General features: G+C 64.0%; 26 protein-coding genes. 13 read left to right on the top strand and 13 right to left on the bottom strand.

Annotation, left to right across the window (positions count from 1 at the left end):
- The first annotated feature begins 58 nt into the window (after positions 1–58).
- A complete protein-coding gene (locus ILP92_RS05340; RefSeq protein WP_198915343.1) occupies positions 59–1186 on the top strand; it encodes an aminotransferase class V-fold PLP-dependent enzyme in 1128 nt (375 codons plus the stop codon).
- Here the strand turns inward: ILP92_RS05340 and ILP92_RS05335 are convergent.
- Together ILP92_RS05335 and ILP92_RS05330 are read right to left on the bottom strand one after the other, a co-directional pair.
- A complete protein-coding gene (locus ILP92_RS05335; RefSeq protein ID WP_198915342.1) occupies positions 1183–2373 on the bottom strand; it encodes an FAD-dependent monooxygenase in 1191 nt (396 codons plus the stop codon). The genes ILP92_RS05340 and ILP92_RS05335 overlap by 4 nt on opposite strands.
- A 49-nt stretch (positions 2374–2422) precedes the next feature.
- Entirely contained in the window at positions 2423–3064 is a 642-nt protein-coding gene (locus tag ILP92_RS05330) for a pyrimidine 5'-nucleotidase (protein WP_198915341.1), read from the bottom strand.
- A gap of 98 nt (positions 3065–3162) precedes the next feature.
- Between ILP92_RS05330 and ILP92_RS05325 the strand changes: the two genes are divergently transcribed.
- The gene (locus ILP92_RS05325) at positions 3163–3804 is read left to right on the top strand and encodes a GntR family transcriptional regulator (RefSeq protein WP_198915340.1); all 642 of its coding nucleotides are present in this window, start codon (positions 3163–3165) and stop codon (positions 3802–3804) included.
- On the opposite strand, the gene ILP92_RS05320 is transcribed toward ILP92_RS05325, so the two are convergent.
- Both ILP92_RS05320 and carA read right to left on the bottom strand, forming a co-directional pair.
- Entirely contained in the window at positions 3770–5671 is a 1902-nt protein-coding gene (locus ILP92_RS05320) for a glycosyltransferase (protein ID WP_198915339.1), read from the bottom strand. The genes ILP92_RS05325 and ILP92_RS05320 overlap by 35 nt on opposite strands.
- Before the next feature lie 70 nt (positions 5672–5741).
- Positions 5742–6890 (bottom strand): glutamine-hydrolyzing carbamoyl-phosphate synthase small subunit, encoded by a 1149-nt coding sequence (carA, locus tag ILP92_RS05315; RefSeq protein WP_198915338.1) that lies wholly within the window; start codon positions 6888–6890, stop codon positions 5742–5744.
- 165 nt (positions 6891–7055) lie between these two features.
- Between carA and ILP92_RS05310 the strand changes: the two genes are divergently transcribed.
- Positions 7056–7517: a GatB/YqeY domain-containing protein gene (locus ILP92_RS05310; protein WP_198915337.1), complete on the top strand. Its 462-nt coding sequence runs from the start codon at positions 7056–7058 to the stop codon at positions 7515–7517.
- On the opposite strand, the gene ILP92_RS05305 is transcribed toward ILP92_RS05310, so the two are convergent.
- The 3 genes from ILP92_RS05305 to ctaD are packed head-to-tail and all read right to left on the bottom strand — an operon-like array spanning position 7514 to position 10209.
- Positions 7514–7954, bottom strand: a complete 441-nt coding sequence (locus tag ILP92_RS05305; protein ID WP_198915336.1) for a hypothetical protein — start codon at positions 7952–7954, stop codon at positions 7514–7516. The two genes, ILP92_RS05310 and ILP92_RS05305, sit on opposite strands and share 4 nt — an antisense overlap.
- 46 nt (positions 7955–8000) lie before the next feature.
- Positions 8001–8531: a DUF2244 domain-containing protein gene (locus tag ILP92_RS05300; RefSeq protein ID WP_198915335.1), complete on the bottom strand. Its 531-nt coding sequence runs from the start codon at positions 8529–8531 to the stop codon at positions 8001–8003.
- A 4-nt stretch (positions 8532–8535) separates the two neighbouring features.
- Positions 8536–10209: a cytochrome c oxidase subunit I gene (gene ctaD / locus ILP92_RS05295; RefSeq protein WP_198915334.1), complete on the bottom strand. Its 1674-nt coding sequence runs from the start codon at positions 10207–10209 to the stop codon at positions 8536–8538.
- Positions 10210–10407: 198 nt separating this feature from the next.
- On the opposite strand from ctaD, the gene ILP92_RS05290 reads away from it, so the two are divergent.
- The 3 genes from ILP92_RS05290 to dacB all read left to right on the top strand — a co-directional run bounded on the left by ILP92_RS05290 (position 10408) and on the right by dacB (position 13812).
- A complete protein-coding gene (locus ILP92_RS05290; RefSeq protein WP_368667843.1) occupies positions 10408–11631 on the top strand; it encodes a DegT/DnrJ/EryC1/StrS family aminotransferase in 1224 nt (407 codons plus the stop codon).
- An 18-nt stretch (positions 11632–11649) separates the two neighbouring features.
- A complete protein-coding gene (locus tag ILP92_RS05285; protein ID WP_198915333.1) occupies positions 11650–12264 on the top strand; it encodes a nicotinate-nucleotide adenylyltransferase in 615 nt (204 codons plus the stop codon).
- Positions 12265–12366: 102 nt separating this feature from the next.
- On the top strand, positions 12367–13812 hold the full coding sequence (gene dacB / locus ILP92_RS05280) for a D-alanyl-D-alanine carboxypeptidase/D-alanyl-D-alanine endopeptidase (RefSeq protein ID WP_198915332.1): 1446 nt from the start codon (positions 12367–12369) through the stop codon (positions 13810–13812).
- Here dacB and ILP92_RS05275 read toward each other — a convergent pair.
- Both ILP92_RS05275 and ILP92_RS05270 read right to left on the bottom strand, forming a co-directional pair.
- Complete coding sequence (locus ILP92_RS05275) at positions 13809–13994, bottom strand: PLDc N-terminal domain-containing protein (protein WP_198915331.1); 186 nt, start codon at positions 13992–13994, stop codon at positions 13809–13811. The genes dacB and ILP92_RS05275 overlap by 4 nt on opposite strands.
- Before the next feature lie 67 nt (positions 13995–14061).
- Entirely contained in the window at positions 14062–14481 is a 420-nt protein-coding gene (locus ILP92_RS05270; protein ID WP_198915330.1) for a tellurite resistance TerB family protein, read from the bottom strand.
- Between the two features lie 95 nt (positions 14482–14576).
- Between ILP92_RS05270 and ILP92_RS05265 the strand changes: the two genes are divergently transcribed.
- The 6 genes from ILP92_RS05265 to ILP92_RS05240 all read left to right on the top strand — a co-directional run bounded on the left by ILP92_RS05265 (position 14577) and on the right by ILP92_RS05240 (position 20418).
- Complete coding sequence (locus ILP92_RS05265; RefSeq protein ID WP_198915329.1) at positions 14577–16160, top strand: lysine--tRNA ligase; 1584 nt, start codon at positions 14577–14579, stop codon at positions 16158–16160.
- 81 nt (positions 16161–16241) lie between these two features.
- A complete protein-coding gene (locus tag ILP92_RS05260) occupies positions 16242–16640 on the top strand; it encodes a DUF4864 domain-containing protein (RefSeq protein WP_198915328.1) in 399 nt (132 codons plus the stop codon).
- Positions 16641–16811: 171 nt separating this feature from the next.
- On the top strand, positions 16812–19103 hold the full coding sequence (locus tag ILP92_RS05255) for a glycosyl hydrolase family 28-related protein (protein ID WP_198915327.1): 2292 nt from the start codon (positions 16812–16814) through the stop codon (positions 19101–19103).
- An 87-nt stretch (positions 19104–19190) separates the two neighbouring features.
- The gene (locus tag ILP92_RS05250) at positions 19191–19472 is read left to right on the top strand and encodes a GlsB/YeaQ/YmgE family stress response membrane protein (RefSeq protein ID WP_198915326.1); all 282 of its coding nucleotides are present in this window, start codon (positions 19191–19193) and stop codon (positions 19470–19472) included.
- 89 nt (positions 19473–19561) lie between these two features.
- Entirely contained in the window at positions 19562–19879 is a 318-nt protein-coding gene (locus tag ILP92_RS05245; RefSeq protein WP_235971128.1) for a hypothetical protein, read from the top strand.
- Between the two features lie 131 nt (positions 19880–20010).
- Entirely contained in the window at positions 20011–20418 is a 408-nt protein-coding gene (locus tag ILP92_RS05240; RefSeq protein WP_198915325.1) for a universal stress protein, read from the top strand.
- A 397-nt stretch (positions 20419–20815) separates the two neighbouring features.
- On the opposite strand, the gene ILP92_RS05235 is transcribed toward ILP92_RS05240, so the two are convergent.
- Both ILP92_RS05235 and uvrB read right to left on the bottom strand, forming a co-directional pair.
- Entirely contained in the window at positions 20816–21169 is a 354-nt protein-coding gene (locus ILP92_RS05235) for a hypothetical protein (protein ID WP_198915324.1), read from the bottom strand.
- Entirely contained in the window at positions 21162–23366 is a 2205-nt protein-coding gene (uvrB, locus tag ILP92_RS05230) for an excinuclease ABC subunit UvrB (protein ID WP_198915323.1), read from the bottom strand. Before uvrB ends, ILP92_RS05235 begins: the two co-directional genes overlap by 8 nt.
- Before the next feature lie 413 nt (positions 23367–23779).
- Here uvrB and ILP92_RS05225 point away from each other — a divergent pair, with 413 nt between their 5' ends.
- On the top strand, positions 23780–24091 hold the full coding sequence (locus ILP92_RS05225; RefSeq protein WP_198915322.1) for an ETC complex I subunit: 312 nt from the start codon (positions 23780–23782) through the stop codon (positions 24089–24091).
- A gap of 227 nt (positions 24092–24318) precedes the next feature.
- On the opposite strand, the gene ILP92_RS05220 is transcribed toward ILP92_RS05225, so the two are convergent.
- Both ILP92_RS05220 and ILP92_RS05215 read right to left on the bottom strand, forming a co-directional pair.
- The gene (locus ILP92_RS05220; RefSeq protein WP_198915321.1) at positions 24319–25281 is read right to left on the bottom strand and encodes an ATP-binding protein; all 963 of its coding nucleotides are present in this window, start codon (positions 25279–25281) and stop codon (positions 24319–24321) included.
- A partial coding sequence (locus tag ILP92_RS05215) for a hypothetical protein (protein WP_438361545.1) occupies positions 25281–26025 on the bottom strand: 745 nt, incomplete at its 5' end. The genes ILP92_RS05220 and ILP92_RS05215, both read right to left, overlap by 1 nt.

Raw genomic sequence — 26025 nt, 5'->3', positions numbered from 1 at the left:
ATAGACTTTGCCCAGCGCCCGCGGTCCCGTTACCAAAGGTAAAACGAAAGGATTACCCATGACCGCGCTGCTGCCCGATATCGACCCCGATGGCCTGATGGAATTCTCGGTGGTCTTCACCGACCGCTCGCTCAACTCCATGTCCGCCGCGTTCCAGCAGGTCATGCGCGATCTGTCGGGCATGCTGAAAGAGGTGTATCGCGCCGACGCGGTCGCGCTGATCCCCGGCGGCGGCACCTTCGCCATGGAAGCCGTGGCGCGCCAGCTGGCCACCGACCAGACGGTCATGGTGATCCGCAACGGCTGGTTTTCCTACCGCTGGACCCAGATCTTCGAGGCGGGCGATCTGCCCTACGACGAGATCGTGATGCCCGCCCGCCGCCAGGGCAACGACCCGCAATCGCCCTTCGCGCCCGCACCCATCGAAGAGGTCGAGGCAAAGATCGCCGAGAAGCGCCCGGCCGTCGTCTTCGCGCCCCACGTGGAAACCAGCGCTGGCATGATCCTGCCCGACGACTACATCGCGCGCGTGGCCAAGGCTGTGCACGATGTGGGCGGGCTGATGGTGCTGGACTGCATCGCGTCGGGCTGCGCCTGGGTGGACATGAAGGCCACCGGCGTGGATGTCCTGATCTCGGCCCCGCAGAAGGGGTGGTCGGCGTCACCCGCCGCGGGCTGCGTGATGATGAGCAAGCGCGCGGTCGATGTGGTGAAATCGCGCAAGTCCAACAGCTTCGCCGTCGACCTGGGCAAGTGGCTGTCGATCATGGAAACCTACGAGGGCGGCGGCCACGCCTACCACGCGACCATGCCCACCGACGCGCTGCGCGGGTTCCGCGACACGATGATCGAGACGCGCGATTACGGCTTTGACAAGCTGCGTGACGCGCAGTGGGAGCAGGGCGAAAAGGTCCGCGGATTGCTGCGTGACCGCGGCATCCGCTCGGTCGCCGCCGACGGCTTCGCAGCCCCCGCCGTGGTGGTCGCCTATACGGAGCGCGACGACGTGAAGACCGGCAAGGCCTTCGCCGAGCACGGCGTGCAAATCGCCGCGGGCGTGCCGCTGATGGTGGGCGAGGGGGACGACTACAAATCGTTCCGGCTGGGCCTGTTCGGCCTGGACAAGCTGAAGGACGTGGATGCCAGCGTCGGGCGGCTAGAAAAGGTCCTGGACGCGGTCTTCTAGGCCGCGCTGCCCATCCCGGCCTGCATCACGCGCTTGCGAAGCGGGGCGAAGTCGTGAAACGCGATCAGCCCCGCGCTGCGCATCCCCTGCACGACCGCGTTGTCGGACTGGCAGACCCGGTTGAACAGGTCGATGGCGCCCGAGCGCAGTTTCATGTCGCGGGCGCGATCCTTGGCATAGCGCTGCAGCGTGTCGTCGGCGCCGGGATCGTCGCCCAGCATGTCGCAAAGCACGGCGATATCGGCGATCGACGTGTTCAGCCCTTGCGCGCCGATGGGCGGCAGCACGTGGGCGGCTTCGGCGATCAGGATGGTGCGCTTGGCCGACAGGGCCTTCGCCGTCTGCGTGATGATCGGCCAGGTGCGGATCGGCGATACCGCGTGCATGTCGCCCAGGATGCTGCAGGACCGCGCGTTGAGAACCTCGCGAAACCCGCTTTCGTCCATTTCCGACAACTCGCGGGACCGGCTGGCGTCGTTCATCCACACGATGGCCGAGGCCGGGGCGCCGTCGTGATCGGCCAGCGGCACGGTGGTGAAGGCGCCGCCCGAATTGTAGATCTCGGTTGATATGTTGTGATGCGGCTTTTCATGGCCGACGGCGAAGGCGAAGGCCTTCTGGCCGTAGCGCGTGGTCTTCACGTCGATCCCCGCCGCGTCGCGCACGGGCGAATTTCGCCCGTCGGCCCCGATCAGAAGTCGCGCGCGGATCGTGCTGCCATCGGTCAGCGTGACCGTCACCGCGTCATCGCGGGCCACGTGGCTGTCATAGCCCACGCCCAGACGCAGATCGACGCTGTCGCGGGTCTGCAAATGCTCCATCAGCGCCAGGTGCGCGCGCCAGTTGGGGATGTTCTGGCCGAAGCTGTCCAGGTCCAGGTCCGTGGGGTGGAAGGTGCGGCGCGTCCGTTCCCGCGGGGGCCAATCATGGGTGTCGATGACCTGTAGCGCTTTCAGCGCAGTGGCGTAGGGCGCCAGCGTTTCCCAGATCCCCGCATCGTCCATCACCTTCCGGGACGGCTCCAGATACGCGGTCGAGCGCAGGTCCGAGCCTTCGGCTTCCGCGTTCTCGGGCGGGGTGGAGGGATCGCAGATCACCACGCTGAAGCCGCGCTTGGCCAGCCGTGCGGCCAAGATCATGCCCGCCAACCCGGCGCCCGAAATGAAGATGTCTGTGCTGTCGGTCATGGCTTTCGTTCCCCGCTGGTGTGGATCAGGAAACCGGCCGCTCGTGGGGCTAGTTCCCCAGCCGCGACAGAAAGTCCGACAGATCGGCGGTGTGGTGGTGGATATGCGGCGCGGGCTCGGCCGCCGGGGCCACGTGAACGGTGCGCATCCCCATCTCGTGCGGCGCGATCAGGTTGCGGGCCATGTCCTCGAACATGGCTGCGCTGGTCGGATCGGTCCCGTCGCGGGCCAGCACGGCATCGAAGGCGGCGCGCTCGGGCTTGGGGCGAAAATCCGCGTGTTCGACGCCGTAAACGGCATCGAACGCGGCCCCGAGGCCGCGCGCGGCCAGCACGTTGCGCGCGTAGGGGGCCGAGCCATTGGTAAAGACGATGCGGCGGCCGGGCAGCGCGTGGATGCGGGAGGCCAGCGTTTCATCCCGCTCGAGATGACCGAAATCGATGTCGTGGACGTCGTGCAGATAGGGCGCGGGATCCACGTCATGCTCGGCCATCAATCCTGCCAGCGTAGTTCCGTAGCGCGCCCAGTAATCGCTGCGCAAGTGATCGGCGCGGGCCCGGTCCACGCCCGTCACGCGCATGACCCAGTCGGTCATCCGGGTTTCGATCTGTGCGAACAGGTTCGCCTCTGGCGGATACAAGGTGTTGTCCAGATCGAAGATCCAGGTCCGGATATGCGCGAAGTCCAACATGGAAACGGCCTATCGCGGGCACACCGCGTGCGCAATCCTATACCAAAGCGTGTTTCGCTGTGGTTTATGGCGGGGTGAAACGGACGGGGGGATGTGACATGAAACCGGCGCCGCAGGATGCCTATGGGCTGATCCTCGATGCAATCGACAACGGGACCTACCAGCCGGGCGATCGGCTGGTCGAAAACGAGCTGGCCGAGCGGTTCGGCGTGTCGCGCACACCCATCCGAGAGGCGCTTCAGCGGCTTGAAACCCAGTCGCTGCTGACGCGGGACGGGCGCAGCCTGATCGTGGCGTCGCTGGATCACAACCAGCTGGCCGAGCTTTACGCGGTCCGCGCCGAGCTCGAGGGGCTGGCCGCGCGGCTGGCCGCCAAGCACGCCAGCGAGGAAGAAGTGCGGGTGTTGCGCCAGATGGTCGAGGAAGACCGGGCGCTGCTGAACGACCCGGCCGCGTTGAGCCGTGCCAACCGACGCTTCCACAAGCAGGTCCACCTGGCGTCGCACAACCGCTACCTGGTGCAGCAGCTGGACCTCGTGCATCGCTCGATGGCGCTTCTGGCGACCACGTCGCTGGCCGTCGAAGGCCGCGGCGAAGACGCGCTGGCCGAGCATGAAAGCATCGTGAGCGCCATTGGGGCAGGGGACGGCGACGCGGCCTACGAGGCGCTGAGGGCGCATATCTCGAAGGCGTTCGAGACGCGCCTCAAGCACGATTCGGGGCGGGATCCAGCTCTGTGATCGGCACATCAGGCTGCGACACGCCGTGCTGGGTCTTGTCCCAGAAGAACGGGCGACGGATCAGTTCCCAAAGCGCCTTCATCAGCGCCACCGTGGCCAGCGGGTAATAGAGATGCATCAGCGGCAATGCGGGGATCAGCCCGGGACGGCGCAACCGCATCAAGGCTTGGGCCTGCGCGGCCGCGCCGACCAGCGCCGACGAAAACAGGATCGCCATCAGGATGATCGAAGGGGCGATACCCAGAACGCCCGATAACGGGTGCGGCAGCCCGAAGCAAAGCAGCCAAAAGGACCACAGGACCGGCGCCAGCACGGTGCTGCCCAGCGATCCGAGAAACAGGATCTGCACCCCGGCGAAGCGCCATAGCCCCAACTCACGCAGCAGCTGGAAGGGGCGGCGCATGTGCACCAGGTAGGTGATCGCGTAGCCCTTCTGCCACCGCGAGCGTTGGTGAACCCAGGCGCGGGGGTGGATCGTCGCCTCTTCCAGCGTCAGGCTGGGCAGCAGGTCGGTTCGATAGCCGCGCCGCGCCAGCCGGATGCCCAGATCGGCGTCCTCGGTCACGTTATGCGCGTCCCAGCCGCCCACGTCTTCCAGCGCGGCGCGGCGGAAGAACACGGTGGTGCCGCCAAGCGGAATGGGCCAGCCCAGCCGGTGCATCGCGGGCAGGATCAGGAAGAACCAGGCGGCGTAATCGATGCTGAAACAGCGCGTCAACCAGGACGCGCGCGGGTTGTAGAAGTTCAGCCGCCCCTGCAGGCACCCGACGTCCTGATGGGAGCGCGCGAATTGGTGGACGACCCGCAGGATCTGGTCGGCGGGCGGCGCGTCTTCGGCGTCGTAGATCCCGATGATGTCGCCCGAACAGAAGCCCAGCGCGTAGTTCATCGCCCGAGGCTTGGTGCGCAGGGTGCCATAGGGCACGGCGATCTGGTTCATCCAGAGCGGCAGGTCGGACCGATCCAGCGCGTCACGGGTGATCACGTCGTCATCCTCGACCACCAGGCAGATTTCGAGCAATTCGCGCGGGTAGTTCAGCCGCGACAAGCGCTCGACCAGCGCGTCGGCGATCTCGCGCTCGCGATAGAGCGGCACCAGCACCGACACGCGCGGCAGCCGCGCCATGGAAAGCGTGTCTGTCGCGTTCGCCTCGACGGAACGGGATCGCGGCACGTGCATCGCGTAAAGCAGAAGGGCGGTGTTGGTGACCGTAAGGGCGCATGCCAGAGCTGCCGCAATGGCGAAAATGGTCACCGGTGCTGCCCAAGCGAAGGCGGCGACCAGGGCCAACAGAGCCAGCGCCACCGCACCGCCCCGGCCCGTTCCGAAAGTCCGGCAGGACGTCGCCAGCGGTACACGGCATTCGGCCTGACCGACCAGCCGATGGCGGCGCATGGCCTGAAGCTTGGCGCGCAGGTCAGAGCGGGGCATCACGACCATCGCAACGGGACCCAGAAGCGGCTCGAGCAGGGTGCGCAGACCTTCGAAGGCCTGCGGCTCGCAGGTCGCCACAAGGCACAGGCCCCCCGCCCTGCGAAGCGGAAGGATGCCGTGCGTCACGCAGAGATCCACCCCGATCCGGTCGATCAGGTCGGGTGCAGCGATCGCATCGGCGGCTTGCAGGAAGAGTGCATCATATTGGCGGGCGAGGGCGGAATAGAGCACATGCTCGCTGACCAGCCCATGCCTGAGAAGGATGTCGCCAATTTTGCACAGGTGCCGCCGTTGGCGCCTAATGGCCCAGTCCAAACGCTCGTCGGTGAGTTGACCGGCATCGACCAGGATGGCGCCGAGCTTCCGCCCGCGCGGATCAATCCCGCCCGAAGGCAGGGTCCGCACCGACGAAAAGATGGATTTATGCAGCACCCGAAGCCTGTTTCCCGAAGAAATCCCCCAGGATACAGTGCCGAAAATTGGTTAACGATGTGTTAAGAATTCAGCTGCGCGCGGCCATGGCTTTCGAGAATCGCTCGAACAGGTAATAGCTGTCCTGCGGGCCCGGGCTGGCCTCGGGGTGGTGCTGGACCGACCAGACGGGGCGGTCGGCCATCCTGATCCCGCAATTGGACCCGTCGAAGAGCGACGTGTGCGTCTCGACCACCCCCGCGGGCAGGGTCTGGCTGTCGACGGTGAAGCCGTGGTTCATCGACGTGATCTCGACCTTGCCGGTCTCATGGTCCTTCACCGGGTGGTTCGCGCCGTGGTGGCCGTGGTTCATCTTCACGGTGCGCGCCCCCAGCGCCAGCGCCAGAAGCTGGTGGCCCAGGCAGATGCCGAAGACGGGCATGTCGCTTTTTTCCAGAACTTGCTGGATCATCGGCACGGCATAGACCCCCGTGGCCGCCGGATCGCCGGGGCCGTTGGACAGGAACAGACCATCGGGGTTCTGCGCCAGCACGTCCTCGGCCGTGGCCGAGGCGGGCAGGACTGTCACATCGCAGCCCGCCGAGGCCAGGCAGCGCAGGATGTTGCGTTTCGCGCCGTAGTCGATGGCGACGACCTTGTGCCCCTTGCCCTCGCGCGTGGGATAGCCGTCGGGCCAGGCCCACCGCATTTCGTCCCAGCGGTAGGATTGCGCGCAGGTCACGTCCTTCGCAAGATCCAGCCCCTCGAGCCCCTTGAACGCGCGGGCCCGCGCGACCAGCGCCCCGATATCGAAATTGCCATCGGGATCATGGGCCAGCGCCACGTGCGGCGCACCCTGCTGGCGAATGGCGCGGGTCAGGCGGCGGGTATCGACGCCGCCGATGCCGATCCGCCCGTTCTTGCGCAGCCAGTCCTGCAGCGTCCCCGTCGCGCGCCAGTTGCTGGGCTGGGTCGGATCCCACTTCACGACCATGCCGGCGGCGAAGGGCTCGCGCGCCTCGTCATCTTCGGGCGTGGTGCCGGTATTGCCGATATGGGGGAAGGTGAAGGTCACGATCTGGCCGGCGTAGGACGGGTCGGTCATGATCTCCTGGTAGCCGGTCATGGCGGTGTTGAAGCACAGCTCGGCCGTAGTGTCGCCGGTTGCTCCGAACCCGACGCCTTGAAAGATGGTGCCATCGGCGAGCGCAAGACAGGCGGTGGGCTTGGGACGGGGCATCGGACACTCCTGATTGGCAGGGGGCAGGGCGCAAATCTTCGGTGTTCTATGGAGGCGGGCGCGAGCGGTCAAGGCGCGATCGCGGCGGCCGGGCTTGGTTGTGGCGCAGGCTGGACTAGGATACTCCTTGCGCCTCGGATCTGGTCCCAAGCACAAGGTGACACGATGGATATTCGCGACCGCATCAACGCCGCCTTGAAAACGGCGATGAAGGAAAAGCAGACCGATCGGCTGAGCACGCTGCGCCTGATCAACGCCGCCTTCAAGGACCGCGATATCGCGGCGCGCGGCAGCGACGACAGCCCGGGTGCGGCCAGCGATGCCGAGCTGATGCAGATCCTGGGACGCATGGTGAAACAACGCCAGGAAAGCGTGCGCGCCTACGAAGAAGGCGGGCGGCTTGAACTGGCCGACGCCGAACGCGCCGAGATCGAGGTGATCGAGGAATTCCTGCCCCGCAAGCTGAGCGACGCGGAGGTCGAGACGGCCATAGACGACGCCATCGCCGAGACCGAGGCCACGTCGATCCGCGACATGGGCAAGGTGATCGGCGTTCTGAAGGGCAAGTATACCGGCCAGATGGATTTCGGCCTTGTGGGCCCGATGGTGAAGAAGCGCCTGAGTTAGCGAGACGTCCATTCGAGTGAGATGAATTGCCGATCGGCGCGTGCTTCGATTGCCACGTGTCCGGCGGCAATCAGGAAATTCGCCAACGTGTAGCAAATTCCAGTATCGCCAGAAAAACTGTTCTTTTCGTGGATGTATCGCAAATCGACAAAGAGATTTCTACACTTCTCCAGGTCGGCTTCTAGGTTGCCCTTGACCTCTTGGGCGTAACGGTCACAAAGCCAATGCTGACGGGCGTCTGAAAGATCGTGGAAGAGGTTCAACAAGTCGTGCCCTTCTCCCGCTCCGAGGCCCTTTAGCGAAATTTCGCACGCAAATGCGGCAAGTATTACTGCCGGGATACCTTCGCTTACTGACCCGTCACTGCGCTTGGCCAAACTCAGGAAACCTCGTGCGCGATCCATGGTTAACGGATTCAATCGATCGAAGTCGTTCATTGGCTATCGAATCCCTCGATTTACTTCATTCCGCCCCACGCGAACGCTAGACGTTCCGCCCCAGAAGTCGCGTCAGGTCGTCGTAGAGCTCCTGCCGCTCCTCGGCGCTGAGAAAGGCGCCCAGCTCGACCTCGCGGCCCGCGCCGGACAGGGTCAAGTAGTAGGGCACGGGGCCGGATTTCTTAATCAGGTTCAGCTTGACCCAGAAGGGGTTCGCCTCCCACCTGCGGGTGGGTCGACCGGCATCCGAGCGCACGAGCTCTAGGTGGTCGGACCAGAGCGCCAGTTCCTCGCGCGTCTCGCCATCGCGATAGCTGCGCTGGATCGCGGCATAGAGCCCCCAGATCGCCAGCATCAGGAAGGGAAGCAGCCCCCACAGCACCGGCGTGCCCAGCACGCCTAGCAGCGGCAGCAGGATCATCGCGAAAGTGAACAGCATGAAGGCCGCGAAACCGCTGCGTGGCAGGGATCGGTGCGGGCGCAGGGAGATGCGCGCGCGGGGGCCGTCCCCGGCTTGGAACGAAAAGGCCCCGGGCGATGCCGGGGCCGTCTCGGAATTCATCCACTCGATCGGCATGGGATCAGTGCACCGCCGGGCGGTCCCATTCTTCCTGCTTGGGCAGGATTTCGAACGTGTGCTCGGGCGGCGGGCTGGGCAGGGTCCATTCCAGCGTGTCCGCATGCTCGTTCCACGGGTTGGCACCCACGGTGCGCGGCACCTTGATCAGCACCCAGAAAACGGCACCGATGAAGAACAGGAACGACGCGAAGCTCAGGAACGCGCCCCAGGACGACACCGAATGCCACAGCGAGAACGCTTCGGGATAGTCGATGTAGCGGCGCGGCATGCCCTGACGACCCAGGAAGTGCTGGGGGAAGAAGGTCAGGTTCGAGCCAATGAACATCGCCCAGAAGTGGGTGTGGCCGATCCATTCGGGGATCATCTTGCCGGTGAACTTGGGGAAGTAGAAGTAGATGCCCGCGAAGATGGCGAACACGGCCCCAAGGCTCATGACATAGTGGAAGTGCGCCACGACGTAGTAGGTGTCGTGATAGACGCGGTCCACGGCGGCCTGGCTCAGCACGATGCCGGTGACGCCACCGGCGGTGAACAGCACCAGGAAGCCGAACGCCCACAGCATCGGGGCCTTCAGTTGCACCGAGCCGCCCCACATGGTCGCGATCCACGAGAAGATCTTGATGCCCGTGGGCACCGCGATCACCATGGTCGCCAGCATGAAGTAGGACTGCTGCGTCAGCGACATGCCCACCGTGTACATGTGGTGCGCCCAGACGACGAAGCCCAGCACGCCGATGGCGATCAGCGCCCAGACCATCGGCAGGTAGCCGAAGATCGGCTTGCGGCTGAAGGTGCTGATGACGTGGCTGATGATGCCGAAGCCCGGCAGGATCACGATGTACACTTCCGGGTGTCCGAAGAACCACAGGATGTGCTGGTAGAGGACCGGATCGCCGCCACCGGCGGGATCGAAGAAGGTCGTCCCGAAGTTGCGGTCGGTCAGCAGCATCGTGATGGCGCCGGCCAGAACGGGCAGCGACAGCAGGATCAGCCATGCGGTCACGAAGATCGACCACGAGAAAAGCGGCACCTTGAACAGGGTCATGCCGGGGGCACGCATGTTCAGGAAGGTCGTGATCATGTTGATCGCACCCAGGATCGACGAGGCGCCCGAGACGTGGACGGCGAAGATCGCAAGGTCGGTGGAATAGCCACCTTCGGTGGTCGACAGCGGAGGATAGAGCACCCAGCCGATGCCCGATCCAGGCTGGCCGTTGCCGCCCGGCGCGAAGACCGAGCAGATCGCCAGGGTCGAGCCTGCGACGAACAGCCAGTAGCTGAGGTTATTGAGGCGCGGGAACGCCATGTCGGGCGCGCCGATCTGAAGCGGCATCAGGTAGTTGCCGAAGCCGCCGAACAATGCCGGGATGACGACGAAGAACATCATCAGGATGCCGTGCGCCGTGATCATCACGTTCCACAAGTGGCCGTTGGGTGTGCAATTCTCGATGGCGGCGGGAAGCAGGCGCGCGCCTTCCATGCACATGTACTGCACGCCGGGGCTCATCAGCTCCATCCGCATGTAGACCGTGAAGGCCACCGAGATGAAGCCGGTCAGACCAGCCGTGAACAGGTACAGAATACCGATGTCTTTGTGATTGGTGGACATGAACCAGCGGGTGAAGAAGCCCCGCTCGTCGTGTCCGTCGTGGCCGTGGACGGCTGCGTCAGCCATGTCGTGCCTCCTCAAGGTTCCCATAAGCTGCGCGCCGGGAAGGCCCGGCACTTGGCCTTGGGTTCTAGTCGGGCGCGGGGCAGGCTGCAATGAGACGATCGCGGAAATAGGGTGAAAAATTGCCGCATGGGCGCTATCACTGGCAAAGACGTCGGGGGGTTTGCGCTTTCCGACCCCCATCGAGGTATTTCGTTGCAGATGAAGACCATGCAGCAGACGCGGTCCGGCAGGATCTTCCGCGGGTCGTTCACGCAGCAAGAGCCGATTCCCGAAGCGGGGATCGCCGCGGCGGTCGACATCCTGCGGTCCGGCCGGTTGCATCGCTATAACCTGGCCGGGGACGAGCGCGGCATGGTGGCCGAGCTCGAGTTCGAATACGCCGCTTGGCAGGGCGCACGGCATTGCCTGGCGGTCACGTCGGGGGGGCAGGCCATGCAGATCGCGCTGCGGGCCCTTGGGCTTGGGCCGGGCGCCCGGGTCCTGAGCAACGCTTTCACGTTGGCCCCGGTGCCCGGCGCAATCGCGGCCGTTGGTGCGCAGGCGGTCCTGGTCGAGTGCGACGAAGAGTTGTGCATCGACCTGGGCGACTTGGAGCGAAAGGCAGAAAACCACGAGTGCGACGGGCTTCTGCTGTCCCATATGCGGGGGCATTTGTGCGATATGGACAAGCTGATGGCGATCTGCGCGCGCCACGGCCTGATCGTGATCGAGGATTGCGCCCACACCATGGGCGCGCGTTGGGATGGACGTCTTTCGGGTCAATTCGGCCATGCCGCGTGTTTTTCGACCCAGACCTATAAGCACATGAATTCGGGCGAGGGCGGATTTCTGACCACCGCGGACCCCGAGGTGATGGCCCGCGCCACGATTCTGTCGGGCAGCTACATGAATTACGCCCACCATGGCGCCGGTCCCGAGCCGGATGCCTTCGTGCGCGCGCGGTTGGAGATGCCCAATTGCAGCGCGCGGATGGATGCGGTGCGCGCGGCGATCCTGCGGGCCCAGCTGATCCACCTGGACGACAATATCGCGCGGTGGTCCGAGCGGCACGAGGTGGTACGCGCGCGCCTGGATGGCGTGGCGGGGGTGGCGCTGCCGCGGCCGCTGGACAAGGCGATGCGGGTCGGCTCGTCTTTCCAGTTCCGGCTGCCCAGGGCCGATGCGGCGCTCTGCCGGGATTTGATCGCCGGATGCGAGGGGCGCGGCGTCGTGCTGAAATGGTTCGGCGCGCCCGATCCGGTCGGCTTCACGTCAAATCACGCCTCGTGGCGCTACATGCAGGCGCAGGATCTACCGCAGACGGACCGCATCCTGTCGACGCTGTTCGACATGCGCCTGCCGCTGACCTTCTCGCTGGACGATTGCGCGCTGATCGGCGACATCATCGCCGAAGAGATCGCGGCGCTGGGCCTCGCGGCCTGAGCCGGGAAAGGAGCGGGCATGGGATGGGGACCGGGGTGGCCTCTGGCGCGGGCAGGCATGGCGATCGGCCTGCTGGGCGGATCGTTCGACCCCGCGCATCCCGGCCATGTTCACGTCACCCGCGAAGCATTGAAGCGCCTGGGCCTTCACCAGCTCTGGTGGTTGGTGACGCCCGGCAACCCTTTGAAAATGCATGGCCCCGCGCCGCTTGACCAACGACTGGCCCGCGCCCGCGAGATGATGCAGCATCCCCGCGTCCGCGTGACTGACCTGGAGCGGCGGCTGGGCACGCGCTATACCGCCGACACGCTGGCCGCCCTACAATCGCGCTATCCGGGCGTGCGCTTCGTCTGGCTGATGGGCGCCGACAACCTGGCCGAGTTGCATTGCTGGGACGACTGGCAGGATATCGTGGCCCGCGTGCCCATGGGTGTGCTGGCGCGGCCCGGCGATCGGCTGTCGGCCCGGCTGTCGCCCGCCGCGCGGATCTACGCCTTCGCCCGTCGATCGAAGTCGCAGGCACAGGGGCTGGCATCCATTTCGCCGCCCGCTTGGACCTTCCTGAACCTGCCGATGCGCGATGACAGCTCATCAGCATTGCGTGAAAACGGCAGTTGGCAACAATCTGACTGATTTTTACCATGATCTGGGGATTGATTGATCGTAAGTGACTGACCTAAGCCATGCATTGATACCTGGGGGACGAGAACGGCCTTGCGACTGAACAGACGCGACATGATGACAGGCCTGCTGGCCACCGCCGCGACCGGCGCGCTGGCCGAGGCGCCCGCGCGCTCGATTCGCCCGGCACCGCGGGCGGCCGACTTCTCGAAGAATGCGCTTCCGAGCGCCGAGAACCTGATCGAGCGGGCGAAGCTGGGCGGCAGGGTCAGCTTCGTGGTTGCCGATGCGCAAAGCGGCGCGGTGCTGGAAAGCCGCGCGCCGCTGTTCCCGCAGCCGCCCGCAAGCACGGCCAAGGCGCTGACGTCGCTTTATCATCTGGGCGTCGTGGGCCCGGATCACCGTTTCACCACGCGGTTGCTGGCGACCGGTCCGATCGAGAACGCCCGCATCGAGGGCGACTTGGTGCTGGCGGGCGGCGGCGATCCCACGCTCGACACCGACGGTCTGGCTGAATTGGCCTCGAAGCTGAAGGCGGCGGGCGTGCGCGAGGTCGCGGGGCACCTGAAGATCTGGACCGGCGCGCTGCCCAGCCTACACGAGATCGACACCGAGCAGCCCGACCACGTGGGCTACAACCCGGCCATCGGCGGGCTGAACCTGAACTACAACCGGGTGCATTTCGGCTGGAAGCGGCAGGGCGCGAATTACCAGGTCTCGATGGACGCGCGCTCGGCCTCGCGGGTGCCGGGCGTGACCATGGCGCGGATGGCGGTCGTGGACCGCAAGGGGCCGATCTATACCTACCAGCGGCAAGCGGCCCGCGACGATTGGACCGTGGCGCGTGGCGCGCTGGGCGGAAGCGGGGCGCGCTGGTTGCCCGTGCGCCATCCCGGCCTTTACGCGGGCGAGGTCTTCCAGACGCTGGCGCGGTCCTACGGGATCCAGATCGGCGGTGACATCCTGCGGGCCGACAGCGACGCGGGCACCGAGCTCGCCAGGGTCGACAGCGCGACCAGCCGCGCGATCCTGAGCGACATGATGAAATATTCGACCAACATCACCGCCGAGATCATGGGCCTGAGCGCCACCGAAGCCCTGGGCGGGGCCGAAACGCTGGTCGGGTCGGCCGAACGGATGAACCAGTGGCTGAAGGACAGCCTGGGCCTGCGGCAGGTCACGCTCGAGGATCATTCGGGCCTGGGCGACGACAGCCGCATCTCGGCGTCGGACATGGTGCGCGCCATGGCGCAAGCCGACAAGGCGGGCGACCTGCGCAGCCTGATGAAGCCCTTCGACCTGAGGGATCGTGGCACCTTCAAGGTCGCGGCCAAGACTGGGACGCTGAACTTCGTGAATGCGCTGACGGGATACCTGGACGCCGCGAACGGTCGCAAGCTGGCCTTCGCGATCTTCTGTTCGGACGTTGCGCGGCGCGACGCTCTGACCATGGCCCAACGCGAAAAGCCCGAAGGCGGCCGTGCCTGGGCAGGCCAGGCGCGCACCCTCCAGCGCGCGCTTCTGGCGCGCTGGGGCGAAGCCTATGCGGGGCAGGCCTAGACGCGGGCGCTGCCGCCCCGCGGACCCGCGATGAGCCAGGCGATGAAGCCCAGCACCGGCAGGATCAGGATCACAAGGCACCAGATGATCTTCGAGCCGGTGGAGGCCGCGCTGGTGATGACATTGTAAAGGGCATAGACGTCCGCGATCAGGACGATCAGGCCGAAAATTCCATATTCCATTGGGCAAACTTTCTTGCTGCGATTTTGGACATAACGTCGCAGGTGCCGAATGGTTGCGCGGGTATTTTCAGCTCATGTGCCGGGCGCGGGCGCCCCGCTCGATGGCGGCGGCCGACAGGCGCGAGATGTTGAGCTCGAACCGCATTTCTTCGAGCAGCCGGATTTCGTTGTCCAGAAGCTCGCCATCGGCGGCGGCCACGTCGCAGGCCAGCGCGTAGGCGGTTTCGTTCAGGCGCTCGGGCAGGTTTTCGCGGATCAGCCCGAACAGCGCGTCCAACCCGTCTTCTTCTGCGAAGAGGTCGAACACCACCTGTGACATGGTGCGGATGCGGTCCTGGTCGTAGCCCTTGAAGACGGGCAGGTGATTGACGATCCGTTCGATGGTGACGAGTTCGGTGGTGCGCAGATTTTCGTCCGATGCGGACACGGCGACCATCATCGCCACCAGGCAATCGGGCGGGGTCATGGAATGGGTGATCTCGGTCATCGGCAAATCCTTGTCGCGCCTTTGCAATTTATTGACGCGGACGGGCTGCGGCAATAGGCAGTGCCGCCGAAGCACGCCAGCCGAAAGGGCACCCCATGACCGACCTGCGAGAGACTGCCATGACGTCGAAGGCCTGGCCCTTCGAGGAAGCGCGCCGCCTGGTCAAGCGGTTCGCCAAGGCGCCGCCAGAAAAGGGCCATGTGCTGTTCGAAACGGGCTACGGGCCCTCGGGCTTGCCCCATATCGGCACCTTCGGCGAAGTGGCGCGCACGACCATGGTGCGCCGCGCATTTGAGCTGATCTCCGACATTCCCACCAAGCTGATCTGCTTTTCGGACGACATGGACGGCTTGCGCAAGGTGCCGGGCAACGTGCCGAACCGGGACCAGATGGCCGAGGATCTGCATCTGCCGCTGTCGAAGGTGCGCGATCCGTTCGGAACCCACGAAAGCTTCGGTGCCCACAACAACGCACGGCTGAACGCGTTCCTGGACAGTTTCGGCTTCGAATACGAATTCGCGTCCTCGACCGAATACTACACCAGCGGGCGTTTCGACGACGCGCTTCTGCGGATGCTCGAGCGATACGACAAGGTCATGGAGATCATGCTGCCCACGCTGGGCGAAGAGCGGCGCGCGACCTATTCGCCCTTCCTGCCCGTCAGCCCCAAGACAGGCCACGTCCTGCAGGTCCCGACGCTGGAGCGCAACGTGGCGAAGGGCACCATCGTCTATGAAGAACCCGACGGCGAGCGCGTCGAGATCCCCGTGACCGGCGGCCACGTGAAGATCCAGTGGAAGCCCGATTGGGCCATGCGCTGGTACGCGCTGGGCGTGGATTACGAGATGTCGGGCAAGGACCTCATCGATTCGGTGACGCAGGCCAGCAAGATCTGCCGCGCCTTGGGCCGTCCCGCGCCCGAGACGCTGACCTACGAATTGTTCAACGACGAGCACGGTCAGAAGATCAGCAAGTCGAAGGGCAACGGGCTGAGCATGGAGGAATGGCTCCGCTATGCCGCGCCCGAATCGCTGCAGTATTTCATGTATCAAAAGCCCAAGACGGCGAAGCGGCTCTATTTCGACGTGATCCCGAAGGCGGTGGACGAATACCACCAGCAGCTGCGGGCGTACCCGGACCAGGACGCGAGCCAGAAGCTGGCCAACCCGGTGTTCCACATCCACGGCGCCGACGTGCCCGAAAGCCGCATGGTCGTGCCGTTCGCCATGCTTCTGAACCTGGCCAGCGTGGCGGGCGCCGAGGATGCCCAGACGCTGTGGGGCTTCATCCGCCGCTACGCGCCCGAAGCGTCGCCGGACACGCATCCGGACCTGGACGCGGCGGCGACTTTCGCCGTGCGGTATTACAACGACTTCGTGAAGCCCGAGAAAGTGTACCGGATGCCCGACGACCGCGAACGCGCGGCTTTGGAGGATCTCGAGGCGCGGCTGGCCGCCTGGGACGGGCCGCTTGACGCGGAAGCCCTTCAATCCGAGGTGTTCGCCGTGGGCAAGGCGCACGGGTTCGAGCCGCTGCGCGACTGGTTCAAGGCGCTTTACGAAGTGCTGCTGGGCGCCAGCCAGGGCCCCCGATTCGGCGGCTTCATCGCGCTTTACGGGGTGGACGAGACGCGCGCGCTGATCTCAAGCGCGCTAGCGGGCCAGTTGGCGCAAGGCTGAGGCACTTCGGCGCAGCAAGGGATTTGAAACTTGGTCAGGCTATCTTTCGTGACTTAAGCTCACCTTACGAAAGGTCAGTCCATGAAGTTCCTTGCCACGACACTGCTCGCCTTGACCCTGTGCACCGCAGCACAGGCCCAGGAGACCGACGCCCAACAGGTGATCGCCGACCAGATCACCGCTTTCCAGGCCGACGATTTCGAGACCGCCTTCAGCTACGCCTCGCCCATGATCAAGGGCATGTTCGGCACGCCGGAGCGTTTCGGCATGATGGTCGAGCAGGGCTATCCCATGGTCTATCGCCCCGCCGAGGTCCGATACCTCAACGCCCGCGAAGTCGGCCCCGTCACCCGCCAGCGCGTGATGATGCGGGACGCGGACGGGGCGCTGCACGTCCTGGAATACGAGATGATCCAGGTCGACGGCGCGTGGCAGATCAACGGCGTCCAGCTACTGCGCGCGCCGCAGGTGGGCGCGTAACTCCTGCGCACGGTGCGATGACGCGGGCTTAAGTCGGCCCCATTAATTCTTTTCCCAGTGATCGGGGCCTGCCTGGCCCCTTGGCAATGACATTCGAGATCCCGGCCACCCTTGGGCGTTCTGCCGGGTCAGACTTTCTGTGTGTCGGGTTCCTCGTGGGAAAGGAACGCGATGAACAAGACGATTACCGACGGTCTGGTGCTGCAACCCACGCCTTTCAGCGCGGGGCTCGATGTCTGGTCCAGCGGTGATGGCACCGCCGGATCGCCGACCTATCAAAACGCGTCCAACGCCGCCTTCGTGCCCGCCGATCAGGATTTCGGCGGCGCGCTGGAGCTGCTGAAGACGCAATCCACCCAGAAGCTGCGCTACATGCTGCGCACCCCGATCGAGCCGGGCTGCTACCTGCGCATCCGCGCGCGGGTAAAGGCGGTGTCGGGCAACCTGCCATCGGTGCGCATCGCGGGCTGGGCGGGCAGGGGCAACGACGTGGGCGTGGGCGGCATCACCGAGGTCGGGCCGTCGACCGCGCTGACGGCCTATGGCCAGGTGGTCGAGATATCGGCCATCGTCGGAACCGGCGCGCGCGGCGGGGTGGACATGGTCTGGGGCGGCACGCCGACCTACGGCTATTTCGGCTTGGACCTGACGGGTCCGTCGGGCGGCGTTGTGCGCATCGACGACATCGACATCGAAGACATCACCGGTGCCTACCTTTCCGACCTGATCCCGGTCGTCGACGTGCTGGATTTCGGCGCCAAGGGCGATGGCGTGACCGATGACAGCGCCGCGTTCGAGGCCGCCGACGCCGCGTCCGAAGGGCGCGAGATCATCGTGCCCGCGGGCACCTACCGGCTGGCGCAGGACGTGACCATCGACACCCGCATCCGCTTCGAAGGCACCGTCACCCAGCCGCGCAACCGCAAGTTCGTGCTGCGCAAGAATTTCGACCTGGCCACCTATATCGACGCGTTCGGCGACGAGGTGGAAGCGTTCAAGAAGGCCTTCCAGGCGCTGCTGACCAATGCCGACCACGACAGCCTGGACATGTGCGGCCGCCGGATCGAAACCTACGGGCCCATAGACATGGCCGACGCGGGCGAGCAGTCGGTGTTCGAAATCCGCCGCACGATCCTCAACGGCCAGTTCAACGTGAAGACCAGTGCAAACTGGAACACCCGCACCGTGACCGCGCAGGCCGGGTACGATCCGTCGGCGAACCAGACGCGGCTGACCGGCGTGACGAACGTCGCCAACATCGAGGTGGGCAGCCACGTGATCGGCAACGGCGTGGGCCGCGAGGTCTATGTGCGCTCGAAGAACGTGGGCGCCGGCACGATCGAGCTGTCGCAACCGCTCTGGGGGGCGGGCCCGCAGCAAAGCTACACGTTCAAGCGTTATCGCTACGTGCTCGATTTCAGCGGCTTCACGAAGCTCAGCAAGTTCACGCTGGACAATGTCGAGCTTTACATGGACGGCAAGGCCAGCGGTATCCTGTTGGCGCCCGAGGGCGAGACGTTCCACGTCCGCGATTGCTCGTTCGGCAAGCCCATGGATCGCGGCATCACCAGCCACGGGCGCGGCTGCCAGGACCTGCAGATCGACCGCTGCCATTTCCTGTCCGACGAGCAGGGCACGCTGGCGACCCAACGCACCAGCGTCGGCTTCAACATCAACGCCAATGACGGCAAGATCCGCGACAACCGCTTCCAGCGTCTGGGCACGACGATGGTGCTGGACGGTGCGGGCCATCTGATCGTGGGCAACCACTGGTTCCAGGGCGACAACGGCACCAACACCCCGCGCGTAGCGGGGGTCGTGTTCACCCAGACCAACCCGAAGTCGATCATCACCGGCAATTACCTGGACAATTCATTCGTCGAGATGACGAACCAACACGAGGCCTTCCCGGCGCTGGGCGAACAATTCTCGTTCGGGGGGCTCACGTTGACGGGCAACATCTTCACCGTGAACGACAGTGCCGACTGGTTCAGCTGGATCGTGGTGAAACCCTTCGGGCCGGGTCATTTCATTCACGGCCTCAGCGTCACGGGAAACACGTTCCGCTCGATCAACGGGCAGGTGGACCGGGTCGAGACCGTGGACGATTCGATCGCGCCGCTTGATGCGTCGCGGCACCGGATGATCGAGTTCACCGCAAACAGCTTCCACAACATCCGCCAGGAAACGATCAACCCGGTGACGCTGGAATTCAACCAGTCCACCGCCGCCCAGACCTGGACGCTGGCGCCGGGCGCCTGGATGCCCTTCGATGGCTGGACCCGGACGATCGCAGCCCTGCAATCCACGGGCGCGATCACCGATGGGGGCGGCAACGCTGTCTTCGACATGCCCAATACCAGCGGGCTGGACGGCGCCGACAACGATCGGGTGAAGGTGCGCTGGAGCAGGCCGGTCAAGGGAAAGGTGCAACTGACCGTGCGCTGCGACAAGCCGTTCTGAGCGCGGCGCGGATCGGCAAGGCTTCCCTTTGCGGCGAACCCCACAAGGACCCATATCCTTGTGAGCGAAGCGCGAAAGGAAGCCGCCATGGAACAGGTACTGGACGTCATCGGCGCGACGGCGTTGATCCTGCTGGTCGTCATAGGGGCGGTCGCGGGCTTGATCGCGGGCGCGGTCGCCGGGCGGCGCAAGCTGCTTTACCTGGCCGCGGGCATCGTGGGGGCGGTGGCGCTGCCCTTCGTGCTTGCGGCCCTGGGGCTGGGCGTCCTGGCCGCGGGTGGACTGCTCGTTATCGCCATCGTGGCCTTGGTGGGCGCGGTCCTGCTTCTTGCGGTGGTGCGAGCGCTCTTCGGGGACCGGCGCAGCTGAAATCCGCCGTCCTGCTGCAATTGGTCGCATTTCTTTGGTCCGGGCAGGAACCCTTCGCAGAGATGAACGTCTAGCAAACGAGTCTGTGAATGAAGGGACATATTATGAACAAGGGTGTCATTGCCGCCTTGCTGGTGGCCATCATCGTTATTTTGCTGGGATTCTATTTCGTCGATGTCGACGTGACGGATGAGGGCTCGCTGCCCGATGTGAACGTGGAAGTCGAACAGGGCGAACTGCCCGAGGCCGAGGTGAATACCGGATCGGTCGATGTCGGCACCACCGAAGAGACCGTGACGGTCCCCGACGTCGAAGTGACGACGGAAGAGGAAACCGTGACCGTGCCGACCGTCGATGTCGAGCCGGCCGCCGAAGCCGACGAGACCGACGACCAAGCCACGCAGTAAGGCGATCCGTCTTGCCGAGTTTGGGCGTCCCCGGAAACGGGGGCGCCTTTTTCGTTGCGCGCACGGGGGCTTGATCGACATCAATAAGCGGATCCGTCTCGCGCCCTAGACCGGATGCAGGAGGAGCCGCCATGTACCACCGCATCCTGATCGCCGTCGCCCCCGATCACGCCGAGACGCTGGACGAAATGTTGCCGGTCGCCCGCGCTTTGCGCGCCCCGGACGGCCAGATCGCCGCGGTGTCGGTGGTCGAGGCCATGCCCGCCTATATCGAGGTGCAGGTGCCGCAAGAGATCTACGAAGGCTCGCGCACCGACACCCACGACAAGCTGGCCGCCGCGCTGGGCGATGACAAGGACGTGGAGCTCGTGGTCGAGATCGGCGTTCCGGCCCAAGCGATCCTGCACACCCAGAAAGAGGGCGACTTCGACCTGGTCATCCTGCGCTCGCACCGCCCCGCCATGCGCGACTGGGTGCTCGGCACCACCGCCGGCCGCATCATCCGCGACGCGCCGTGTGCGGTGCATGTGATTAGGTAGAGCGGAACTCGCTGCCGGGCATCGAGCGATTCCGCCTACTCGGCGATCGGTGACAGCACCCCGTTTGTTATCTGAGCTTGCGACCGTCATTTAAACCGAGGTTGCTCCGAGGCGAACGGCACGCCTCTTGCCTCAGACGTGAACGCACGAGGCTATCGAGCCTCGCAAAGGTCGTCAGCGTCAATACTGGCGTAAGACTAATTTCCGAGACGGCCGTGCTGATTGAGACCCGCGCCGCCCAGGTGCCCCGGGTCGGTTCCAGCTGCCCGAGCTGACGCGCACTATAGGGATGAAATGGGCGAAGACGGCTCCGGGAGCTCGCGCTTCGGGGTGATGGTGGGGGCTGTTTGCAGATCCAAAGCTTATGGATCAGCAGGCGTTCGGACCGAACTTAGCCTTAAATGCCGAAGAGGATGACTATTGGAGCGATGATGAAGCATAAGAGAGAGCACGCGAATGCTGCTACGCCGCATAACATAAATCGGTTAGCCACTTCGAAGCTTTCCTCTTCTCCTTGTATGGTTCGATCCACGTATCTCGTTGAAAAGAAGGCCAAGAGCCAAGTAATTAAGCCAGCCAGGACGCCTACACAGCCAATTAAACTGGCAGTAGCCACAGTTTCTGGTCCCATAAATTCCGACAGGCTTGAAAGCTGGCTCAGGATTGCGAAAGCCATCCCACCGTTCGCCCAGAGAGCAGCCTTAATCGCGCCTTGTGCATACTCTTGTGAAACTTCTCGGTAGTCAGCCACCCTTCTTCCTTCGCTTCACATTCCCGCCCCGCTGGCCCGGACGCCCGGCCGTGCTTCGGCCGGATGCCTTCGTGGCTGCATCGCTTGCCGCCTCGACCGCGGATTGCCTTGCCATGGGGTCGTCGTGGATGGCAAGGTCCACGGCTTCCAGCCGCTTGACCTCGTCGCGCAGGCGGGCGGCTTCCTCGAATTCCAGGTTCTCGGCGGCCTTGCGCATGTCAGTTCGTAGGCCTTCCAGCACCGCCTGCAGGTTCGAGCCGCCGCGCTCGGGGTCGATCTTGGCGGTCACGCGGGCCATGTCCACGTCGCCCTTGTAAAGCCCGGCCAGGATATCCTCGACGTTCTTCTTCACCGTCTCGGGGGTGATGCCGTGTTCCAGGTTGTAGGCGATCTGCTTTTCGCGGCGGCGGTTGGTTTCGGCCAGCGCGCGCTCCATGCTGCCGGTGATGCGGTCGGCATACATGATGACCCGGCCTTCGGCGTTGCGCGCGGCGCGGCCGATGGTCTGGATCAGCGACGTCTCGGACCGCAGGAACCCTTCCTTGTCGGCGTCCAGGATCGTCACCAGCCCGCATTCGGGAATATCCAGACCCTCGCGCAGCAGGTTGATGCCGATCAGCACGTCGAAGGCCCCCAGCCGCAGGTCGCGCAGGATCTCGATCCGCTCGATCGTGTCGATGTCCGAGTGCATGTAGCGCACCTTGATGCCCTGTTCGTGCAGGTATTCGGTCAGATCCTCGGCCATCCGCTTTGTCAGGGTGGTACAGAGCGTGCGCATCCCCTGCTGGGTGACCTTGCGGATCTCGTCCAGCAGGTCGTCCACCTGAGTCTCGACGGGGCGGATTTCCACGACCGGGTCCAGCAGGCCGGTGGGGCGGATCACCTGCTCGGTGAAGACGCCGCCCGATTGCTCGAGCTCCCACGCCGCCGGGGTGGCCGACACGAAGACGGATTGGGGCCGCATGGCGTCCCATTCCTCGAATTTCAGGGGGCGGTTGTCCATGCAGGACGGCAGGCGGAAGCCGTGCTCGGCAAGGGTGAACTTGCGGCGGTAGTCACCCTTGTACATGCCGCCGATCTGCGGGACCGAGACGTGGGATTCGTCGGCGAAGACCAGCGCGTTGTCGGGGATGAATTCGAACAGGGTGGGGGGCGGCTCGCCCGGGGCGCGGCCCGTCAGGTAGCGCGAATAGTTCTCGATCCCGTTGCACACGCCGGTGGCTTCCAGCATCTCGATATCGAAATTCGTGCGCTGCTCCAGCCGCTGGGCTTCCAGCAGCTTGCCCTCGCCGACAAGCTGGTCGAGCCGCTGCTTCAGCTCCTTTTTGATGTTGATGACGGCCTGCTGCATCGTGGGCTTCGGCGTCACGTAATGCGAATTGGCATAGACCCGGATGCGGTCGAACGTGCCCGTCTTCTCGCCGGTCAGCGGATCGAATTCGGTGATGCTTTCCAGCTCTTCGCCGAAAAAGCTGAGCCGCCAGGCGCGGTCTTCCAAGTGGGCGGGGAAGATTTCCAGCGAATCGCCCCGGACCCGGAACGACCCGCGCTGGAATGCCTGGTCGTTGCGGCGGTATTGCTGGGCCACCAGGTCGCCCATCACCGCGCGCTGGTCGTAGGATTTGCCCACATGCAGATCCTGGGTCATGGCGCCGTAGGTCTCGACCGAGCCGATGCCGTAGATGCACGACACCGACGCCACGATAATGACGTCGTCACGCTCGAGCAGGGCCCGGGTGGCCGAGTGGCGCATCCGGTCGATCTGCTCGTTGATCTGGCTTTCCTTCTCGATGAAGGTGTCCGAGCGCGCGACATAGGCCTCGGGCTGGTAGTAGTCGTAGTAGCTGACGAAATACTCCACGGCGTTGTCGGGGAAGAAGCCCTTGAACTCTCCGTAAAGCTGCGCGGCCAGTGTCTTGTTGGGGGCCAGGATGATGGCCGGTCGCTGGGTTTCTTCGATCACCATCGCCATGGTGTAGGTCTTGCCCGTGCCTGTCGCGCCCAGCAGCACCTGGTCCCGCTCGCCCTGACGCACGCCCGCGGTGAGTTCGGCGATGGCGGTGGGCTGGTCGCCCGCCGGGCTGAAGTCCGACTTCAGGCGAAATGCGATGCCGCCTTCCAGTTTCGTGCGCTCGGATACCGGCGGGGCGGGCGCCGTCATCAGGGGAGCTTGCTTGTCGGAATGGGCATATGGCATTGCAAAGACCTTGGACATTTGCCGCGAATCTGGGCAGGTAGGGCTTTATCTGAGGTCTCGGTCCGTGAACTCAAGCGCTGGCAAGGCAAATTCTCGCGTGCGGGGTCCGGTTCGATGAGCGGGAAACCGCAAACCGGTCGCCGGATCCGGGGATTGCAACCTTAGGTTGAATTTTATGCTTGCGCATTCCGATGTGATCGCGTTCATTGAAGGGGCAAGCAGAAGACCCCAACCGACCGGCTCAAGATTTCCCCACTCACTCTCTTCGGGCTGGTCGGACCCCAACTTGCATGGCCGTCCCGCATTTTCGGGGCGGCCATCGTCGTTTCGGGGCCGTCGGACCAATTCTGGAAACCTTGCGCCGTGGCGCGCATTTCGCCATAACACGGCACGCGCCCAATGCCGGAGGTTCCATGACTGCTCGCATCTATCGACCCGCCCGCACCGCCATGTCATCGGGCACCGCCAAGACGCATGAATGGGTGCTGGAATTCACCCCCGACGCGCCGCGATCGGTCGATCCGCTGATGGGCTGGACCAGTTCCAGCGACACCCAATCGCAGGTCAAGCTGCGGTTCGCGACCGAGCAGGACGCCCGGGATTATGCCGAAGAGCACGGCATCGACGCGGTGGTGACCAAGCCGAAATCTCGCCGCGCCAATATCCGTCCCGGCGGCTATGGCGAGAATTTCGCCACCAAGCGCCGCGGTGCCTGGACGCACTGAGCCTGCAGGCGCGGTCCGCTAGGTGCCAAAGGGGCATATAAGTGCGCACCAAAGTGATTCGGATAACGCGCCAAATCTGTATAGCATTGATTTCAAGCGAAATTTTTTTCACTACGGTTTTGCCTTCGGATAAGCATGCGCACTTTTACTGAAAGCTTGCGCAGCATGGTCCGGCGATAAAAAAAGGCCCGCACAAGGCGGGCCTCTCCATACAAAATTGTTGGGAGCTACTTGGTTCGTCTGAGCACCTCCATGAGCTGCGCCTGGTCGAAACTATCGTGATAGTTGGGCATGGTGAACGGGGAGTAGCCGGCCGGCGTCGAGTAGGTCTGGGCGTATGCGTAAGAGAAATGGTCCTTGGAGCAGACCTCGTCTCCCAGAAACTTTGCCCGAGTGAACGCCTCGATAAGCATCTCAATCACCAACCCCCATCGATTGCAGCAGGAGAAAGCGAGGCGCGCAAGGAAGTCTTCCGTCGCAAGTGGCGTGAAATCCAGTCCGGCCTTATCGGCAAAACTGAAAGTTAACTGCACCATTTCGTCTTTGTCGGCTGCCCGAGACAGGTCGATCTCCTGGAACCGGACGATGCGAAGCAGGCGGGCAAGCTGCTCTTCTTTCGCAACATGCGCAGCGAGGCTCGGTATACCAGAAAGGATCAGCATTAGCGGCCAGCGAGACTCCTTCAGCAAAGTCTTGAAACTATCGAGGATCTGCTGGTTGGTCCGTGCGCCATCCTCCGAGAACACGTGCTGGCATTCATCAAAATGGATGCCTACTACACCTTGGAGCTTGGCATACTTTATGACCATATCCCAGATATCGGACTGGGTCCGGCGCCCTTTCAGCGGGTAGCCAAGTTGGTCCAAGACCTTCAGGCCAAGATCCTTCCAAGTGACTTTGCCAGACAGAATGCAGTGGATGATCTTCCCTTCCCGCCCATCAGGCATCACCACCGACCCGTCGTTGAATTCTTCCAAGAGGCGTTGGATCTCGCGTGACTTGCCCTGTCGAGATTCCCCGATGACCATCACGCCCCGAGCTTCGAAAGGCTGCCCCGCCGACGCCTTTGTATAGTAATCAGTGACGCACCACGACACAGCCTCGAACAGATCCTCACCCCGATTGAACGGAAAATGGGCGCTTTTGAGAGGCGCAGACGCTTCAACGATTTTGGTATTGATGAATGACATCAGGTCAGACCTTTCAGATTCTTGGGTCGAGCCAACATACCCGACGACTTGTCTTTGGACTTTCGCGGCTTCACTGGCTCGTTCGGCTGCTTTGCCACAGCATATTGATCACCTTCAGGCGATAGGATGCCCGACGTTTCGCGATATGATGGACCCACTTCACTTGATGCGTTACCAGGTTCGCCAGGAGCGCTTGAAGCAGTGTCAACGCCGCCGACGTGAAAGACCCCATCGCCTTGTTGAATGTCGGTGATGTCACCCGGGCGGGTAGTTCCGGCCAACGGCTGCGATCTTATCGGCCGCGCGCCAGAGAAGACGGCCCTCGCCATTTCCCGGCATTCAGCCATGGTAGAATAGCTTCGCGGAAGGTTGTGCTCCAGGCCAATTTCCTTGATCCGATCGTAGCGGTCTCGCCTTGTCCGCATAATACGATCTTCGTGAATCTCACTCGTATTGGGGTCTTCTCGCCGGAATTCCGCCATCAGCTTGAGAACTTCGGGAAGTGTCATGTCGGCGAATGCAGTGATCTGAAGCTGGACTTCGACAGGCTCCTTGATCCCCGGTAGAACGACGGAAGCCGTATTCAGGTTATCGGGATCAATGAAAACTTTGACTTTGCCCTTAATTCGATCCCGCAGAACCTGAAGCTCATCAGAGTTGAAGTAGATACCATGAAATACCCGCACGCCCTCATCGGTCGGCGTGAACCGCGCCGGGTTTGCCGGAGGCTCCAACTCCTGAGTA

Origin of the sequence: Palleronia pontilimi, assembly GCF_016412875.1 — a bacterium.
Taxonomy (GTDB): domain Bacteria; phylum Pseudomonadota; class Alphaproteobacteria; order Rhodobacterales; family Rhodobacteraceae; genus Palleronia; species Palleronia pontilimi.
Note: the sequence above shows the minus strand (reverse complement) of the source record. Positions and strands in the feature narration are given on the sequence as shown.

Bases quoted from the DNA above. Each gene is read 5' to 3' on its own strand.
- ILP92_RS05340 (WP_198915343.1), top strand. From the start codon at position 59: ATGACCGCGCTGCTGCCCGATATCGACCCCGATGGCCTGATGGAATTC.
- ILP92_RS05335 (WP_198915342.1), bottom strand. From the start codon at position 2,373: ATGACCGACAGCACAGACATCTTCATTTCGGGCGCCGGGTTGGCGGGC.
- ILP92_RS05330 (WP_198915341.1), bottom strand. From the start codon at position 3,064: ATGTTGGACTTCGCGCATATCCGGACCTGGATCTTCGATCTGGACAAC.
- ILP92_RS05325 (WP_198915340.1), top strand. From the start codon at position 3,163: ATGAAACCGGCGCCGCAGGATGCCTATGGGCTGATCCTCGATGCAATC.
- carA (WP_198915338.1), bottom strand. From the start codon at position 6,890: ATGCCCCGTCCCAAGCCCACCGCCTGTCTTGCGCTCGCCGATGGCACC.
- ILP92_RS05310 (WP_198915337.1), top strand. From the start codon at position 7,056: ATGGATATTCGCGACCGCATCAACGCCGCCTTGAAAACGGCGATGAAG.
- ILP92_RS05305 (WP_198915336.1), bottom strand. From the start codon at position 7,954: ATGAACGACTTCGATCGATTGAATCCGTTAACCATGGATCGCGCACGA.
- ILP92_RS05300 (WP_198915335.1), bottom strand. From the start codon at position 8,531: ATGCCGATCGAGTGGATGAATTCCGAGACGGCCCCGGCATCGCCCGGG.
- ctaD (WP_198915334.1), bottom strand. From the start codon at position 10,209: ATGGCTGACGCAGCCGTCCACGGCCACGACGGACACGACGAGCGGGGC.
- ILP92_RS05290 (WP_368667843.1), top strand. From the start codon at position 10,408: ATGAAGACCATGCAGCAGACGCGGTCCGGCAGGATCTTCCGCGGGTCG.
- ILP92_RS05285 (WP_198915333.1), top strand. From the start codon at position 11,650: ATGGGATGGGGACCGGGGTGGCCTCTGGCGCGGGCAGGCATGGCGATC.
- dacB (WP_198915332.1), top strand. From the start codon at position 12,367: ATGATGACAGGCCTGCTGGCCACCGCCGCGACCGGCGCGCTGGCCGAG.
- ILP92_RS05275 (WP_198915331.1), bottom strand. From the start codon at position 13,994: ATGGAATATGGAATTTTCGGCCTGATCGTCCTGATCGCGGACGTCTAT.
- ILP92_RS05270 (WP_198915330.1), bottom strand. From the start codon at position 14,481: ATGACCGAGATCACCCATTCCATGACCCCGCCCGATTGCCTGGTGGCG.
- ILP92_RS05265 (WP_198915329.1), top strand. From the start codon at position 14,577: ATGACCGACCTGCGAGAGACTGCCATGACGTCGAAGGCCTGGCCCTTC.
- ILP92_RS05260 (WP_198915328.1), top strand. From the start codon at position 16,242: ATGAAGTTCCTTGCCACGACACTGCTCGCCTTGACCCTGTGCACCGCA.
- ILP92_RS05255 (WP_198915327.1), top strand. From the start codon at position 16,812: ATGAACAAGACGATTACCGACGGTCTGGTGCTGCAACCCACGCCTTTC.
- ILP92_RS05250 (WP_198915326.1), top strand. From the start codon at position 19,191: ATGGAACAGGTACTGGACGTCATCGGCGCGACGGCGTTGATCCTGCTG.
- ILP92_RS05245 (WP_235971128.1), top strand. From the start codon at position 19,562: ATGAAGGGACATATTATGAACAAGGGTGTCATTGCCGCCTTGCTGGTG.
- ILP92_RS05240 (WP_198915325.1), top strand. From the start codon at position 20,011: ATGTACCACCGCATCCTGATCGCCGTCGCCCCCGATCACGCCGAGACG.
- uvrB (WP_198915323.1), bottom strand. From the start codon at position 23,366: ATGCCATATGCCCATTCCGACAAGCAAGCTCCCCTGATGACGGCGCCC.
- ILP92_RS05225 (WP_198915322.1), top strand. From the start codon at position 23,780: ATGACTGCTCGCATCTATCGACCCGCCCGCACCGCCATGTCATCGGGC.
- ILP92_RS05220 (WP_198915321.1), bottom strand. From the start codon at position 25,281: ATGTCATTCATCAATACCAAAATCGTTGAAGCGTCTGCGCCTCTCAAA.